The organism is Paenibacillus marchantiae, assembly GCF_028771845.1.
Lineage (GTDB): Bacteria > Bacillota > Bacilli > Paenibacillales > Paenibacillaceae > Paenibacillus > Paenibacillus marchantiae.
Map to the genome: position 1 here is coordinate 2,924,322 of NZ_CP118270.1, position 14,814 is coordinate 2,939,135.

21 protein-coding genes are annotated in these 14,814 nt (G+C 43.5%); 20 read left to right on the top strand and 1 reads right to left on the bottom strand.

Going from position 1 to position 14,814, the window contains the following annotated elements; translation table 11 throughout:
• Nucleotides 1-15: 15 nt before the first annotated feature.
• The 20 genes from PTQ21_RS13485 to PTQ21_RS13580 all read left to right on the top strand — a co-directional run bounded on the left by PTQ21_RS13485 (nt 16) and on the right by PTQ21_RS13580 (nt 13,272).
• The gene (locus PTQ21_RS13485) at nt 16-909 is read left to right on the top strand and encodes a PhzF family phenazine biosynthesis protein (RefSeq protein WP_274570203.1); all 894 of its coding nucleotides are present in this window, start codon (nt 16-18) and stop codon (nt 907-909) included.
• Between the two features lie 26 nt (nt 910-935).
• Entirely contained in the window at nt 936-1,727 is a 792-nt protein-coding gene (locus tag PTQ21_RS13490) for an aminoglycoside adenylyltransferase domain-containing protein (protein WP_274570205.1), read from the top strand.
• Nucleotides 1,728-1,813: 86 nt separating this feature from the next.
• Nucleotides 1,814-2,248 carry a cytidine deaminase gene (locus PTQ21_RS13495; protein WP_090808490.1) on the top strand — a complete coding sequence of 145 codons (435 nt, stop codon included), beginning with the start codon at nt 1,814-1,816 and terminating at the stop codon, nt 2,246-2,248.
• A gap of 18 nt (nt 2,249-2,266) precedes the next feature.
• Nucleotides 2,267-2,722 carry a GNAT family N-acetyltransferase gene (locus PTQ21_RS13500; RefSeq protein ID WP_274570206.1) on the top strand — a complete coding sequence of 152 codons (456 nt, stop codon included), beginning with the start codon at nt 2,267-2,269 and terminating at the stop codon, nt 2,720-2,722.
• A 65-nt stretch (nt 2,723-2,787) separates the two neighbouring features.
• A complete protein-coding gene (locus PTQ21_RS13505; RefSeq protein ID WP_274570499.1) occupies nt 2,788-3,588 on the top strand; it encodes an inositol monophosphatase family protein in 801 nt (266 codons plus the stop codon).
• Entirely contained in the window at nt 3,585-4,355 is a 771-nt protein-coding gene (locus PTQ21_RS13510) for a GNAT family N-acetyltransferase (protein WP_274570207.1), read from the top strand. Before PTQ21_RS13505 ends, PTQ21_RS13510 begins: the two co-directional genes overlap by 4 nt.
• Nucleotides 4,356-4,399: 44 nt before the next feature.
• On the top strand, nt 4,400-4,915 hold the full coding sequence (locus PTQ21_RS13515) for an HD domain-containing protein (RefSeq protein WP_338020325.1): 516 nt from the start codon (nt 4,400-4,402) through the stop codon (nt 4,913-4,915).
• A gap of 46 nt (nt 4,916-4,961) precedes the next feature.
• Nucleotides 4,962-5,411 (top strand): NUDIX hydrolase, encoded by a 450-nt coding sequence (locus PTQ21_RS13520; protein ID WP_076290022.1) that lies wholly within the window; start codon nt 4,962-4,964, stop codon nt 5,409-5,411.
• A gap of 20 nt (nt 5,412-5,431) precedes the next feature.
• Nucleotides 5,432-5,764, top strand: coding sequence for an HIT domain-containing protein (locus PTQ21_RS13525; RefSeq protein WP_072734123.1), 333 nt, complete (start codon nt 5,432-5,434; stop codon nt 5,762-5,764).
• A gap of 224 nt (nt 5,765-5,988) precedes the next feature.
• A complete protein-coding gene (locus tag PTQ21_RS13530; protein ID WP_162842428.1) occupies nt 5,989-6,144 on the top strand; it encodes a hypothetical protein in 156 nt (51 codons plus the stop codon).
• A gap of 109 nt (nt 6,145-6,253) precedes the next feature.
• Nucleotides 6,254-7,030: a hypothetical protein gene (locus PTQ21_RS13535; RefSeq protein ID WP_274570208.1), complete on the top strand. Its 777-nt coding sequence runs from the start codon at nt 6,254-6,256 to the stop codon at nt 7,028-7,030.
• A 202-nt stretch (nt 7,031-7,232) separates the two neighbouring features.
• Nucleotides 7,233-7,655 carry a YhfM domain-containing protein gene (locus PTQ21_RS13540; protein ID WP_274570209.1) on the top strand — a complete coding sequence of 141 codons (423 nt, stop codon included), beginning with the start codon at nt 7,233-7,235 and terminating at the stop codon, nt 7,653-7,655.
• Nucleotides 7,656-7,703: 48 nt separating this feature from the next.
• Entirely contained in the window at nt 7,704-8,264 is a 561-nt protein-coding gene (locus PTQ21_RS13545; RefSeq protein WP_274570210.1) for a GNAT family N-acetyltransferase, read from the top strand.
• Nucleotides 8,265-8,377: 113 nt separating this feature from the next.
• A complete protein-coding gene (locus tag PTQ21_RS13550) occupies nt 8,378-8,875 on the top strand; it encodes a PH domain-containing protein (protein ID WP_274570211.1) in 498 nt (165 codons plus the stop codon).
• Nucleotides 8,872-10,407: a PH domain-containing protein gene (locus PTQ21_RS13555; protein WP_274570212.1), complete on the top strand. Its 1,536-nt coding sequence runs from the start codon at nt 8,872-8,874 to the stop codon at nt 10,405-10,407. The genes PTQ21_RS13550 and PTQ21_RS13555 overlap by 4 nt, the downstream gene beginning before the upstream one ends.
• 281 nt (nt 10,408-10,688) lie before the next feature.
• The gene (locus PTQ21_RS13560; protein WP_274570213.1) at nt 10,689-11,468 is read left to right on the top strand and encodes a Cof-type HAD-IIB family hydrolase; all 780 of its coding nucleotides are present in this window, start codon (nt 10,689-10,691) and stop codon (nt 11,466-11,468) included.
• A gap of 103 nt (nt 11,469-11,571) precedes the next feature.
• Complete coding sequence (locus PTQ21_RS13565) at nt 11,572-11,742, top strand: YHYH domain-containing protein (RefSeq protein ID WP_274570214.1); 171 nt, start codon at nt 11,572-11,574, stop codon at nt 11,740-11,742.
• A gap of 123 nt (nt 11,743-11,865) precedes the next feature.
• Nucleotides 11,866-12,006, top strand: a complete 141-nt coding sequence (locus PTQ21_RS13570; RefSeq protein WP_205411996.1) for a hypothetical protein — start codon at nt 11,866-11,868, stop codon at nt 12,004-12,006.
• 23 nt (nt 12,007-12,029) lie between these two features.
• Nucleotides 12,030-12,692: an HAD family hydrolase gene (locus tag PTQ21_RS13575; protein WP_063564116.1), complete on the top strand. Its 663-nt coding sequence runs from the start codon at nt 12,030-12,032 to the stop codon at nt 12,690-12,692.
• A gap of 61 nt (nt 12,693-12,753) precedes the next feature.
• Nucleotides 12,754-13,272, top strand: a complete 519-nt coding sequence (locus PTQ21_RS13580) for an NUDIX domain-containing protein (protein WP_231952621.1) — start codon at nt 12,754-12,756, stop codon at nt 13,270-13,272.
• 241 nt (nt 13,273-13,513) lie between these two features.
• Here the strand turns inward: PTQ21_RS13580 and PTQ21_RS13585 are convergent, their stop codons facing one another.
• Entirely contained in the window at nt 13,514-14,674 is a 1,161-nt protein-coding gene (locus PTQ21_RS13585; protein ID WP_274570215.1) for a glycosyltransferase family 4 protein, read from the bottom strand.
• Nucleotides 14,675-14,814 lie beyond the last annotated feature (140 nt).

The window sequence follows — 14,814 nt, forward strand, 5'->3', positions numbered from 1 at the left end:
TAAGGTGGGTCTACAATGAGTGAAATCACTGTATATCATTATGATGCTTTTTCGACGGTTCCTGGTAAAGGAAATCCGGCTGGAGTCGTCTTTCATGCCGATTCGCTCAGTGAAGAAGCGATGCAGCAGATTGCGCATAAAGTCGGCTTTAATGAAACGGTCTTCGTGATGAGTTCAGTAGTTGCAGACGTTAGATTACGATATTTCACACCGGGTCATGAGATTAATCTGTGTGGCCATGCAACAATGGCATCCATGTATGGGTTAAAGACTAGAGGGCTACTGGAGGATAAACAGTCGATCACTATTGAGACTAATGTAGGCATATTGCCGATTCAGTTCCAGCAGGATGGCGATACGATCAACATTGAGATGAAGCAGGATCAACCCCGTTTCATGCCATTCCAAGGTGACATAGAGAAGCTGGCAAAATCCATTAATCTAACCACGGATGATATTGATCTATCCACACCTATAGTTTATGGAAGTACAGGCACCTGGACTTTGTTGATACCGATTCGTAAACTGACTTCTTTCCAACAAATGAAACCGGATTCTTCTCTATTCCCTGAGATATTAGTTGAAAATTCGAAAGCTTCTTTGCATCCCTTTACTCAGGAAACCCGCGATTCAGATGCGCTAATGCATGCCAGACATTTTTCCTCGCCCTTTTCGGGAACTACGGAGGATCCGGTTACGGGAACAGCATCCGGTGTGATGGGTGCCTATTATTTGGAGTATATGAATTCTGGAATGGATCAGACTCATTTTGTTGTGGAGCAAGGGCATGAGATTGGCAGAGATGGGAAAGTTCATGTCAGTGTGGTCAGAAATGGACAGGACATGGATGTCAGAATACGAGGCACGGCTGTTTTTGTGGAAGAAATGAAAGTGGAGTTGAATACGTAACAACGTAAATGAAGGAGAGGGTTTAGGTGGATGAACAGGCGGTATTACATACAGTTTCTCATTTGTTACAAGAAGAATGTTCGGACTCTTTGGTAGGAATTTATTTGCACGGGTCCATGGCTATGGGGTGCTTCCTTCCTAATCAAAGCGATATCGATATTATGGTGGTATGCCGGGAGCAGCTGTCTGCTGATACCTATCGAAGGATTGCGAAGAGATTGATGCAGACCGAAGATGAAATGCATATTGTCACAGGATTTGAACTTAGTATTGTTTTGGAGTCTACGGTTGCTAAACTGACGTTTCCGACTCCATTTGAGTTTCATTACTCGGGGTATCACCGGGAAAAGTATAGAACTGATGATCAATATCTTTGCGGTGGATACGAAGATCCGGATCTGGTAGCACACCTGGCCGTTATTGTTGACCGTGGAATTGTGCTTGTCGGCAAACCGATTAAGGAGTTATTCCAGCCCGTAAAACGTGAATATATGTTGGCCTCTATTACATCTGACGTTGGTTCAGCTATGGAAGAAATAACGGAGAATCCTGTCTACTATGTTTTGAACCTATCACGTGTTCTATTGTATGTGAAAGAGTCGGTTATATACTCCAAGCGAGAAGCAGGCGAGTGGGCACTCATTCATATTTTACCGAAGTACAAAGAAGTCATCTCACAATGTCTAGCAAAATATAACGGAGAGCTGGAGAGCGTGAATCTAAGTGATGATTTACTTCTGGATTATGCGAAGTACATGTTGGATGAAATAAAAGGTTTGGCGGAGTCTGGTTTGGAGCATGGACGTGGAAAGCGATGAAGGACAAGTTTGAGCAGAGCAAAGCAAAGCTTAAAAGGTAGGTGCGATACCGCACAATAAAGGATCTATTAATAAAAGGAGACATCATGATGATTATAACGACAGAGGATCTGGAACTGATTGAAGCAGCAAAGAACGTAATTTTGCGTTTGTATCAGGAGGGCAAGCATCACGTTGGGGCAGCAGTACGAACTCGATCTGGAAAAATATTTACGGCGGTACATCTGGAAGCCTATATCGGTCGTGTCTCAGTATGCGCGGAAGCGATTGCTATAGGTAAAGCCATTTCGGAAGGGGAACATGAATTCGAAACGATCGTGGCCGTAAGACATCCCGAAGTTGATCCTAATGATGCACCGAACGGAGCGGAAATCCAGTTAGATGTGGTATCTCCTTGCGGTATTTGCAGAGAACTGATTAGTGATTATGGGAAGGACACACAGGTCATCTTGCAGGGAGAAGAGGGTTATTCTAAAACAACGATTGGGCAGCTATTACCACAAAAATATACAAGAACATAATAAGGAAGGTAGACTGTGATGTTTGAGATAGTTGATATTCGGCAAAAGCCGGACATGCTGCAGACAGCTGTACAATACTTTTGGAAGCAGTGGGGCTCGGAATCAAGTTATCATTTTTACCGGGATTGCATTGAGCGTTCCTTGGAAACCGAGAGTGATGTACCCCGATTTTATGTACTGTTGGATGGGGACAGGATTGTTGGAGGATATGCTCTGTTAAGGAGTGATTTGAATAGCCGCCAGGATCTGTTCCCGTGGTTTGCGTGCCTTCATGTTGATCCAGAATACCGAGGCAAGAACCTTGGTGGGCAACTACAGAATCATGCGATTAATGAGGTGAAGACGAAGGGCTACGATAAGCTGTATTTATGTACGGATTTGACGGACTATTATGAAAAAAATAACTGGGCGTATATCGGTAAAGGATATTTGCTCGATGATGAAGAGACTCGGATCTATGAAATATGCATATAAAGGAAAGCTTTAATAACAAAAGAAAAAGGGAAATACAGATCAAGTAACCGAACGGAGTGATAGTCATCGAACAAACCATTCGTTTAGCCCAAGCGATTGCCGAGAGAGTCATTCGAAGAGCCGGAAAAGTTGCCAAAGATCATTTTGATCAGATCACCTGTGCAGAGGAGAAGGGCATCTTTGGCGACATAGTTACTGAAGTAGATCATGAAACAGAGCGGATGATATGTGATGAACTTAGCATAAGTTTTCCCGATCATGAGATCCATAGTGAAGAGCGGGGCCATAACGGACAGAAGAGTGACTGGCTGTGGATGATTGATCCGTTAGACGGAACAAACAACTTTGCCATTGGCCTACCGATATTTTCCGTTTCCATTACATTATTGTATCGTTTAGAACCCGTCCTCGGAGTTATTTACGAACCTCTGGTGGATCGTTTGTTTGTGGCATCACGTGGGAATGGGGCGAGTTGTAATCAGAACCCCATGAAAGTCCAAAAGAAAGAGCATATTCATAAAGGGACCATTGGATGGATTCAGGGACATCAGGTGCAAAATGAGGAGAAGGCTGTACAGCTACGTCAACATCTGGATGTTTGCTTCAAACGAATGATGCGATTATGGGCTCCAACCTTACAGTGGTGCATGTTAGCTAAGGGGGATATTGACGGCATTGTGCTCTACAATTCGGAAGGAGACGATTTGTATTCAGGCATATTAATGGCGAAAGAAGCAGGTGCCATTGTTATGGATTTTGAAGGGATTCCCTTTGAAGGCATGAATTCAGAGCCATATCTGATTGCCTGCCATCCGGATCAACGTGAGTATTTCCTGAGTGTCGTTCGGGAGGGAATGAACTCATGATTAGCGAGCTTAATAAGCATGAATTCTGTAAGTTGAGGCACTTCACGGACTTATACAGAAATATTGAGGTGAAGGCCGTGGTATCTGGGTTGAATCCTGGCCGAATCTACGTTGATGATGCAGCAAATATCACAGCAGCATTAATTTGGGTGAAGGGACAAAACGGTTTTCAGTTGGTCGGAGACGCTCGAAGTGAACCCTTCCTGAATGAATTGGAAGATTTCATGAAAGAACACATAGAACCTGAGTTATTAAGATTAAATATCCACACAGTCGAGGTAGGTGTGGCGGATGAAAGCTGGGAAGATGTGCTTCATCATATGGCCGTGAATAAAGAGCTCTATAGCGATATTCAGCATGTATTCACATTGGATTCAGACCAAGGAATGACTGAACATCTACGTCATCCGGGTAGTCATGAAGGGTATGCTTCTCAGAATGAGGTGGTCAGGCTTCTTGAATTAGACGAGGCATTACTGAAAGCTGGGAAGTTCAACAATCTATCTTTTCTGAAGGACAAAGTCTCACGCTTTTGGGATAACATGGATGAGTTCTTGGAACATGGCTTCGGATACATTGCAATACACGGAGAGGATATCGCGAGTGTTTGCTTTTCGGCGTTTATATCAGATCAGTGGCAAGCAATTGATATTGAAACTATCGAAGCCTACAAGAGAAGGAATTACGGTGCACGGGTAGCGCGAGCATTTGTAGAAGAATGCAGGATTAAAGGTATTCATCCTTACTGGAGCAGATTCAATTTCTAATTGAGGTTGATAAACTGAAAACGATTGAACGAAAAACGAGAATCATCCATGGCGACAGACTTGAAAATGATGCGGAGCATTCCTGGCATCTGGCGATGATGGCCTTGATTTTGCAGAGTCACTCCAACAAGGAGGTGGATATTCTCAAAGTCATTAAGATGCTTCTTGTTCATGACCTCGTTGAGATCGATGCCGGAGATACATTTGCCTACGATACGGTAGGGCATGCGGATAAATATGACCGAGAGATCAAGGCTGCGCATCGACTATTTGGGATTTTACCTGAGGAACAAGCCGAAGAACTGTTGAACCTATGGCTGGAGTTTGAGGCAAAGGAGACCAACGAAGCGCAGTTTGCCTCGTCGATGGATCGGTTGCAGCCGTTGATCCACAATCATCAGAATGAGGGAGATACGTGGCAGAAATACAATATAACAAGTGAACAGGTGTTAAATAGAAATCGTGAGATTGAGAACGGTTCCAAAACATTGTGGACGTACGCACAGCAGATTATCCAAAATTCCGTAGACAAGGGAATCTTGACTAAATCCAAGTCTTAGAGACACGTTGTTGAACTTATCTGATTACAGACGGGGGAAAATCTTTATGGGATATATCATGGAGTTGAGAAAGCTGGTGGGTTCGCGCCCTCTAATCATGGCTGGTTCATGTGTGTTGGTCTTCAATGAGCAGGGCCATCTGTTATTGCAAAGACGTACAGATAGTCTGGATTGGGGAACCCTTGGCGGATCATTGGAACCGGGAGAATCTTTGGAGGAAGCTGCTGCCCGTGAATTATATGAGGAAGCTGGACTGAGAGCGGGTGCCTATAAACTCATTACCGTTTTCTCTGGTCAGGACATGTATTACAAGTATCCGCATGGAGATGAAGTATATAATGTCATGGCTGTCTATGAGGCTACTGAAATTCAGGGCGAACCAACGGTCATGGATGATGAAGGACTGGAACTACGTTATTTTGATCTGAGTATACCCATCCCAGAGATTAACCCGTTCACGGAATATGTGCTGAAAAAAGCGGGATATATTAACTAAGTAGTGAAAGGGGATCGTATATGACACAGGATTTTTATTGTGATGAAGTGCTTAGTGGTAATACCAAAGTAAATATCGTCATGGAAACAGACAAGGTGCTGGCTTATCATCATACCCGACCATACTACAAGCATCATATTGTTGTTATTCCAAAGATCCATATCCAATCGTTCATTTCACAGGAAGAAGCTAATAATGATGAACTATTACTGGAGATCATGCGGGTTATCAAAAAGGTTGCTGCGGACATGGTTGTCCAGACGGGTTCTTCCAAAATCGTAACCAACCTGGGCACTTACCAGGATTCGAAGCATCAACACTGGCATGTGGTAAGCGGTGAACGTATCCAATAAAATAAGTCTTAAGTAGAGTCTTCCTGCCGGATGTTCGGGGGAAGACTTTTTGAATTTAATGATTAGAATTCACTCTATCAAGAATGAGGAATTTGATTGGAGAAAGTAAATGGAGGTAAAATATGCTAAAATAGTTTGGTGAATTAATAAATTGAACTATTTATCAATCATGATGATCATATGAATTATGAATTCAGTACGTTGATAAAAAAGGAGGAATTGTGATGAGCTTTTCATTCATTTCAACATTCGCAGTTTTATTTAACTTGGTGTTATTCGGTTTGGGTGTATATGCCCTCATTTTATTTATCAAACTTGCTAAACTCGGGATTCAGGCGTTGGACATTTATCTATATGAGAAACGAGGAGAACGGTTCTAAGCTGTAGAAATCTCACTCAACAATAGAATTATCATTTTTCTCTCAGTGTTTTATTGTTGTTCTATTGATATGATTAATTCATCATTCAACTAAAGAGAGGGTAAATGACATGGATACTTTTTTAGAGCAAATCAACGAATTGCAGGAGCTTCAAAAAGATTTGGTCAGTATACATCCTTTATTCGCAGACTATTATCCCGTGGTTGTGGCATTTGAAACTTTATTATATATCTATGATTATTCGTCCAAGACACAGCAATATGAATGGGTGAAAACCGTCCCGGATGACCTGAATATTCCCGAAGGATGCCTTGCGGCGTTTCGAGTGCATCACATGGATGAGCGGATGTGCGCAGTGGTGACGGATGCGGCGTTCCAAAATTTTGAGCAGAAAGTCTATCTCTTTCATGAATTTGTCCATTGTTACGTAAATGAGCATTACACCGACATGGGTGACCGACTTGAGATCAAACATAAGATGGAGCAAATCAAACGTGTAACATGGGAACTGGATTATGAGTTTCCTTATGACAATGAGATGGTTGTCCAGCGGATCACTTCGTTGCTGTCAGCCTTGAAGAGTAAGGATCTCATACAAGTGAAAGAGGCGAGATTAGCTCTCTTCAGCTCTTTGAGTGAAGAACAAGGAGAGTACTTCAACTGGTTGGAGTGGAACGAAGGTTACGCGCGCTATCTGGAGAATCGAATTCGGGAGAAATTTGGACTGGAAATGAATCATATGGGGGATTCAGCTCCGTTTAATCGTCTTGTTTTCTATGAATGCGGGTCGGAATACATAAGCCTGCTCGTTAACGAACAGCCGGATCTTCATACGGATTTGGAGCAGTTATTTGAGAGGATACAAACAGAGCGAGTGCAGGCTTGAATACCGGGTATAGTTCCCAAATTCATTACGGACGTAAAGATAAGTGCTTTCGTGGCCGATACCGCCCAGCGTTTAAAAGTGCTGCTCCAAGGATGGGACACTGAGTTGCAGCATGCGAGCATAAGTATCTAGAGCTAGATACAGATGATTGCTTAGAGAGTGAGTACTATGTGTTTAGTTGAGCCGGGAGGTATATATGCTAATGAAAAAAGCAGGGATTCTCTTAGTTCTCTTCGCGGTGCTCCTTGCAGGGTGCAACCATCCAATTGGAACTAATTCTAATCCGAAAGAAGCTCTACCTTCGCTCATTACATTAACATGCAACCCAAACTTCATAACTGAAGCGTGCCAGGATGTCAAAATTGATGATCCTGTTGAGATTGAAATCGTAATCGAGGCTATAAATAAAGCGGAGCGTATATCAGGAAGTCTTGATTATAGCGCGGAGTACAAGATGATCTTAACAGATGCAGATGGGTCCTTAACGAAGTATGATTTTTCCATAGGCAAAGATCCCAAGCAGTCAGCCCTTCTGGTTAACCATGAGGATACCCACGTAGGATACAGTATACCCATAGAGGATGCAAACAAAGTAAGGAAACTGATCCAGAGTCATACGGACTAACATAGAATGGTTTTATTTATATAGCTATTGAAACGGAGAGACGGTCATATGAGTCACCTGATTACCATTCAACCTTTAACAGCATCGGATATGGAGGGTGCCTGCCAGGTATTCGAGACATCGATTACAAATGCGTTTACACAGGAGGGACTAGGCAGCCTGCACGAAGATATTCGGGATGAAATTGAATACAAAAAAGCGATGCTTCACTCCGCTTTGCATCCTGGCAACAACCAGGAATCCAGTATCTTTTTTCTGTTAGCCAAGAGGGAAGATACTGTCGTGGGCACCATTTCGTATGGACCTTGCGGCCAGGAGATTCAAGAATGCACAGACCACCAACTGAACCACGTAGGGGAATTGGGTAGTCTCTACGTTTTGCCAGAGGTTCAGGGCCAGGGAATTGGCTCTGCTCTTATTCAGGCTCTGGCTGCTGAACTTCAGAGGCGTGAGATTACGCAATTTTGCCTGGATAGTGGGTACCGGACAGCGCAGAAGAAATGGCAGCGGAAGTTTGGAGAACCCTATGCCGTGGCAAAGAACTATTGGGGTGAAGGCACGGACCATATGGTGTGGTTATGCGATGTGAAGGATTTTGCTGTAAAATAAAATGACGAAGAGATGACGACCTGTACTGAACAGGGGTCATCTCTTTTACTAAGTCAATCTTTCTGCATCGATAGAGAACTATTCTTCGTACAGTAAGAAAAAGGAGTGAAGATATGCAGTACATACAGAGTACACCCGAGCAACGTTTATCGCCGGATGCCATAACCATATGGAGAATCAGTGCGATTATATCGAACGGAATAGGGTTGATTGTGCTTGCAGCACTGCTGATTCTGGATTCCGTCTTTGGATGGAGGGCGTGGATTGGTTGGTTTCTGTGGGGAGTGACTGCCATATCAGTGCTGTATGCGGTGTGGGAGGTTTTTATCCGGCCTTCATTGTTATACAAGCATTGGTATTACGATGCGAATGAGGAGTTCTTGCAATTGAAACACGGCGCTTTGAAAAAGGTACATCAGATCGTTCCCATGGCCAAAGTACAATCCGTCACGACGAACCAGGGTCCTCTTTTGAGAAAATATGGCCTATATTCTGTATCGGTTGGCACGATGGGTTCATCTCATACGATCCCGGCGCTGCCAGAGGAAGTGGCGCTTGAATTGCGTAATCAGATTGCGTCCTATGCAAGGATTAATGAGGTGGATGAATGAACGAGATGAAAAGACAACACCCGTTAGCCATGCTCTGGAGTTTGTGGAAACTGGTGAAAAATTCTTTTGCATTTATCGTTTTTTTATTTATTCTCCGTCATGGCTCGGCGTCCACGTGGATCATGTATGGCAGAATCGTCTTTTATGTGGCTATCGCGTTTAGTGTGATAAGCATCATCTGGAGTTGGTTTACGCTACGTTATACCGCAGATGATAAGGCTTTTCAGATCTACAGTGGGGTGTTTAATCGCACAAGAAGAACGATACCCTATACCAAAATTCAGAACGTGAACCGGCATACGTCGTTGTTTCATCGTTTGTTCCGAGTCACATCCATTCGTTTTGAGACGGGTATCAAGGGAGAAGATTCTACTTTTCAGTTGCAAGTCGTTTCACTTACGGAATCGGATAGGCTTGAAAAGGTTGTAGCAGGGCATATATCGGAAGCGAATGTCGTCAGTGATGCTGTAGAGCCAAATGAAGAACACGTGACACCACTTGAATACGTAACACTGGAAGAAGATATTCAACTACCTGTAAAAGAAGAGCTTGAACGGATTGTCCATTACAAGTCCACTCGAAAAGATATATTCAAAGCTTCGTTTACGTCACTTAGCTTTCTGGTACTTATTCCGATTCTGGGATCGCTCTATTCGTCGGTGAAAGATTTCTTTCCCGATGAAAAAGTGACGGAGAGCATCCTGTTGACATGGCTGGATACCTGGTGGATTACCGCATTGATCATCACAGGACTTATTGCTGTTTCTATTATGCTAGGTATTGTCAGAACATTTGTGAAGTATGGCGATTTCCAAATCTCCTCTGATCGCAAACGTATCTACATTACGAAGGGGATGTTGGAACAGACCGCATTTTCAATCCTGAAAGAACGAGTACAGGCGGTGAAAATCACACAGTCTCCGATGAAAAGACTGCTAGGCTTGGCAGAAGTGGAACTAACGACAGCAGGTGGTGTGGGAGAATCCGAACAGGAAGTTAACTCGCTCTATCCTTTTCTGCCTGTGAAGCAAGCTTACGATATGATCTCGGAGATTTTGCCATCCTATCAGGTTACGCAGGAGATGCAAAAGCTTCCACGAAAATCATTATGGCTGCGCATGCTGACACCAAGCTGGGTGTGGATCATTGCAACAGGGTTACTGTTTTATTTCAAACCGCCGATTCTGGGACAGAATCAGGCATGGTGGATGATTTCCGCTATTCTGTTACTGTGGATTGTCATATGCAGAATAATTGATTTTCTCCATACACGATACGTCCTGAATCAGAACTTTATCCAATTGCGAACGGGTGCATTAACCTCAACACTATACATCTCCAAGCGAGAGAAAGTCATTGAGGTACAGATCACCCGGAATCTGCTGCAACGCTGGTTTGGAGTTGCTTCGATTCAAACCGTGAATCGTGCCAAACCTGTTCTGCATCATACGCTAAACGATATACCGCTTGAAGCCATAGAGTCGTTTCAGCTGTGGTATATGGAGCGGAGCCAGAACGTCCAGACCCGTTAATGTAAAGGCAAGTGCAGGAAGACTACTAAGTTAACTGAGCACTTGCCTTTTGAATTGAAATTTTTAATTTCTATATCAATTGAACTAAACAGTTACAAGAGAACGGAGAGGACAGAAATAACCTGAAGAAGCGAAGTGTTCGCCTTTATTCCCGGATTTTCCCCTTTAAAATAGTAATCAAAAAAATCTGGGGATAACAGCGATCGGAAGGTTGTTCTGTCATTGGAGTGGCAGGTGTAAATATGCTTTAGTTCAATTGATATAACTTAGGAGGTGTTCCTTTGATTAAAATCGTATTTATGGACGTGGACGGTACGTTACTCAGTGAGAAGGATCGAAGTCTCTCTCCAAGTACAGAGGATTCCATTCGAAAATTGGTTCGTAGGGGCATACAGGTCGTGCTGGTCACTGGCAGACCGTACAATTTATGCCGAGATTTCAGAAAACTCGGGATTGATACCATGATTTCGGCTAACGGGGCATTGATCAAGAGTGGTGAAGAAGTGATACATAAATCGGTGCTTTCTACACGAATGGTTAGAGAAATCAGTGAATTTGCCGAGCTGAACGGCAGCAGTATTTCTTATTTTACAGAGTCATTCGAGATGAATGGTTTATGCCCAACGGATGTACGTGTCACCGATGCATTGAGAGATACGCTCGGTCTGATGGAGTACCCCTTGAGCACCAGTTCTTTGGAACAGGAAGTGTATTGCATTTGTTTATATGCCGATCAAGACGAAGTGGAGAAATTCCAATCCAGATTCCCTGCATTAAAATTCGTGAGGTTTCATCCTTACGTGTCTAACGTACTGGAAGAGAACAAAGTATCCAAATCGATAGCGGCAGGAAAAGTGCTCGCCCACCTGAAAATATCGAAAGAGGAAGCAATGGCTTTTGGCGATGGTGAAAATGATATTGATTTGCTAGAGTATGTGGGACTTGGCATTGCGATGGGAAACGCAGGAGAACGCGTCAAACAAAGTGCCGACTATGTCACACTGCGAGCAAGTGAGGATGGCATCACACATGCGTTGAGGAAGTTTAAAATCATAGAATAAGCAAATTTTGGAGTAATAAGGATATCCTAATTATGGGTTTTAATGTAGAATGATGGAGGATGAATTAAGCCCTAAAGCATAGGGTGTGATCGAAGGGTGACTTATGAAAAAGGTTGTCATTGTAATCTTGTCTTTTGTCGTACTTATTGGTGTATCTTCTTCAGCTTATGCCCATCCAGGTAGACTGGAGAAAAATGGTGGACATAATTGTTCCGCGAAATCCAAACAAAAGGGCCTTTGCACAGGCTACCATTATCACAAAAAGAAGAAATGAAATTGAGTTTTACAAGCTAAACCCAGCCCTGGTCTAATCTATGGTTGGGTTTGCATGTTTATAATTCATGGAAGTCGCAGCTAACAGAATACAATAAACATTACGTTAGAGGTGAGTAGTATTATGGGGTTTATTGGGATCATTTGTGTAATTATTATGACGGTCACACTCATCAGCATAGAAAGTAATACGAAACGGTTAATTCAAGAGCAGGCCGAAACCAATCGGAAACTGGAGCAACTATTAAGGAAAGAACGTTTTTAAGACCAGACAGGAGGAGTATGACGATGGATCATATTAAAGCGATTATTTTTGATCTAGACAATACGATTCTCAACAGAACAAGTACCTTTGAAGGCTTCAGCCAGAGCTTGATCAACACTTATTTTGCTCATATTCAAACTACAGATGATATTCTTAAACGAATTATTGAGCTGGATGAGGACGGTTACAAGGACAAGGATGTATTGTTCAACGAGCTGCTCCATGAATTACCTTGGGCTGAGAATCCACCTCACGCGGAGCTTATGGAGTTCTATGGCAGAGAGTATGTGAAAAGTGCTGTTCTGATGGAGCAGGCGCGAGAAGTGGTTCAGCATCTAAGAGGAAAATATAAAACAGGTTTAATCACCAATGGTAAAACCGAGATTCAGTACGGCAAAATCGATCAACTTGGCATCCGGGATGATTTTGATCATATTATCGTTTCGGAAGAGGCTGGGGTCAAAAAGCCCGATCCTCGTATTTTCAAATTGGCATTGGATCATTTCAACCTCTCTGCCGAGCAGTGTATCTACATTGGAGATCATCCCGTCAATGATGTTGAAGGAGCGGCAAAAGTAGGTTTGAGCACGATCTGGATGAAGGTCAATCAGCCTTGGCAGGACAGCATTACAACCAAACCATTACATGCTATTGAGCATCTTGGTGAATTAAAAGGCCTGCTCTAAGGGGAGACTTTCAGGTTAGTTTCAAACAACACTACATAACAGAACAGTGAGGTAGGTGCACATGGAGATCAGACAAATGGCTACCGCATTTTTGAGTAATGGCAACGACATGTTAATGATGAAGAAGGCAGGCAGCAGGCTGTTCGATTTTGAGTTCTGGGGTGGTATTGGCGGGCATCTGGAGCACGGCGAGCTTAATTCACCAATGACCGCTAGTTACCGGGAGATTGAAGAAGAGACGGGGTTCAAGCAAGCGGAAATTGAAAATTTCCGTCTTCGATATGTTTTGATGCAGTATAGCGACGGTGAAGTTCGGCAGCAGTTTGTATATTTTGGTGAGACGACACATCGAGCCTTTATTCCATCAGATGAAGGGGATTTATTTTGGATTCCTTTGGATGAACTGCTGGATTTACATACATCCATTCTGATTAAAGCTGCGATCCGGCACTTTTTGCAGAATCAGGAGACCGACGAGATATGGATCGGGAATGTCCTGAATGGAGAAGGGGCAACGGCTAAACCAAGGGTAGAATGGAGTATTATGCAAGATACGATATCCTTTGAACCCGTTGTGTAATGTTAGACGTCTTGACCGGGAAAGGGACATATCTCTGATCGAAAAAGCTATACGTTTAACGTCTGTAGACGACTGTTATAAAGAGCGAGGATATTAACCATCCCCGCTCTTTTTTAATACCTCGTATTGAATATAAATTCTCTTTTTGGAATGATGATGGATATGAATATCCAAACTTCAACAGGTGGGTCTTGGAGCAGCAGTGATCATCCATTATTCAATTCGGTTTATTTAATGAAAATCAATCTGTGATGATTCGATCTTTCGTGCGTCTTCTCCGATTCTCAATGGCTTCCTCATAATCTCTGACCAACCTGTCAAAAATGTGATCCCACGAACGCTGTTCAGCAAGTTTTCGGCCTTCAAGACCCATATTCCTCAGTTGATCCATATGATCTCCCCAGAGGCATATCTCCCGAATCAATGCATCCGCATGGCCTGGCTTGAACAGAACACCGCTTCGATGATGTGTGACCAAGTCTTTTACACCGCCATCATTCGCAGCGAGCACCGGCAATCCCGAAGCCATCGCTTCCAGCACCACATTGCCAAATGTTTCTGTTGAGGAAGGAAACACAAAGATATCTGCCGAAGCATACATAGCAGCAAGCTCTTCACCATGCAGATACCCTGTAAAGGTGACATTGGGTGGGGATTGCATACGCATTTTGGGGAGCAATGGCCCATCGCCTACAATGATCCAGTGTACACGGGCTTGCATATGTTCTGGCAACTGCTGCATGGCAAGGGTGAGGGTAGCGATATCTTTTTCCGGGGCAATTCGTCCAACGTAGAGTAGAATTAGAGGAGCCGTTATATTGTAGCGAGTACGAAAATCGGAACTTCGTTTATCAGGTGAATACAGGCTGCAATCGATCCCGCGGGACCATAACTTCAGACGTTGAATACCTTTTGATTGCAATGCGTTTAAGGTCTCTTGAGACGGTGTCAATGTTGCATCACAGGCTCGGTGGAACCATTGGATATACTTCCAGTAAAGAGGAATGACGCTTTTCAACTTGTAGTATTCGAGGTGCCGATCGAAGTGAGTATGGTAGGAGATGACATGTGGAAGCTGATACTTGAGCGCATATCTGAGACCGAAAAGACCCATATTGAACGGAGTGGCGATATGCAGCAGATCTGGCTGAAAAGTCTTTAACTCCCGATGAATGGCTGCTCGATTAGGTAAGGCAATACGACATTCCGGGTAGAGGAAAAAGGGGATGTTGGTAACGGAACGGACCGGAGCGGCATCGTTGCCTTCAATAACAGACTGTGGTGTGAATAACAGATGCTCAATGCCTTTGCGGTTCAAGTGATTACTCAAGCGGTGCAGCGTACCGGCAACACCATTGGTTTCCGGAACATAGGTGTCGGTGAACAAGGCCAGGCGCATCATAACCCCTCCCAAGACTCTTGATGAGAAGATCATAACAGCGGATCATTTTCCAAAGGTCAAGTGAAGGTTAACTTTATCCATATTCCGTGTAAAGTGTGCGGGGAAGTGATCTGGTGCAAACTTACAGCGGATAAACTTAT

What these genes read in the sequence shown, in the direction of transcription:
- PTQ21_RS13485 (WP_274570203.1), top strand. Translation starts at nt 16, where the DNA reads ATGAGTGAAATCACTGTATATCATTATGATGCTTTTTCGACGGTTCCT.
- PTQ21_RS13495 (WP_090808490.1), top strand. Translation starts at nt 1,814, where the DNA reads ATGATGATTATAACGACAGAGGATCTGGAACTGATTGAAGCAGCAAAG.
- PTQ21_RS13500 (WP_274570206.1), top strand. Translation starts at nt 2,267, where the DNA reads ATGTTTGAGATAGTTGATATTCGGCAAAAGCCGGACATGCTGCAGACA.
- PTQ21_RS13510 (WP_274570207.1), top strand. Translation starts at nt 3,585, where the DNA reads ATGATTAGCGAGCTTAATAAGCATGAATTCTGTAAGTTGAGGCACTTC.
- PTQ21_RS13520 (WP_076290022.1), top strand. Translation starts at nt 4,962, where the DNA reads ATGGGATATATCATGGAGTTGAGAAAGCTGGTGGGTTCGCGCCCTCTA.
- PTQ21_RS13525 (WP_072734123.1), top strand. Translation starts at nt 5,432, where the DNA reads ATGACACAGGATTTTTATTGTGATGAAGTGCTTAGTGGTAATACCAAA.
- PTQ21_RS13530 (WP_162842428.1), top strand. Translation starts at nt 5,989, where the DNA reads ATGAGCTTTTCATTCATTTCAACATTCGCAGTTTTATTTAACTTGGTG.
- PTQ21_RS13535 (WP_274570208.1), top strand. Translation starts at nt 6,254, where the DNA reads ATGGATACTTTTTTAGAGCAAATCAACGAATTGCAGGAGCTTCAAAAA.
- PTQ21_RS13540 (WP_274570209.1), top strand. Translation starts at nt 7,233, where the DNA reads ATGAAAAAAGCAGGGATTCTCTTAGTTCTCTTCGCGGTGCTCCTTGCA.
- PTQ21_RS13545 (WP_274570210.1), top strand. Translation starts at nt 7,704, where the DNA reads ATGAGTCACCTGATTACCATTCAACCTTTAACAGCATCGGATATGGAG.
- PTQ21_RS13550 (WP_274570211.1), top strand. Translation starts at nt 8,378, where the DNA reads ATGCAGTACATACAGAGTACACCCGAGCAACGTTTATCGCCGGATGCC.
- PTQ21_RS13555 (WP_274570212.1), top strand. Translation starts at nt 8,872, where the DNA reads ATGAACGAGATGAAAAGACAACACCCGTTAGCCATGCTCTGGAGTTTG.
- PTQ21_RS13565 (WP_274570214.1), top strand. Translation starts at nt 11,572, where the DNA reads ATGAAAAAGGTTGTCATTGTAATCTTGTCTTTTGTCGTACTTATTGGT.
- PTQ21_RS13570 (WP_205411996.1), top strand. Translation starts at nt 11,866, where the DNA reads ATGGGGTTTATTGGGATCATTTGTGTAATTATTATGACGGTCACACTC.
- PTQ21_RS13575 (WP_063564116.1), top strand. Translation starts at nt 12,030, where the DNA reads ATGGATCATATTAAAGCGATTATTTTTGATCTAGACAATACGATTCTC.
- PTQ21_RS13580 (WP_231952621.1), top strand. Translation starts at nt 12,754, where the DNA reads ATGGAGATCAGACAAATGGCTACCGCATTTTTGAGTAATGGCAACGAC.
- PTQ21_RS13585 (WP_274570215.1), bottom strand. Translation starts at nt 14,674, where the DNA reads ATGATGCGCCTGGCCTTGTTCACCGACACCTATGTTCCGGAAACCAAT.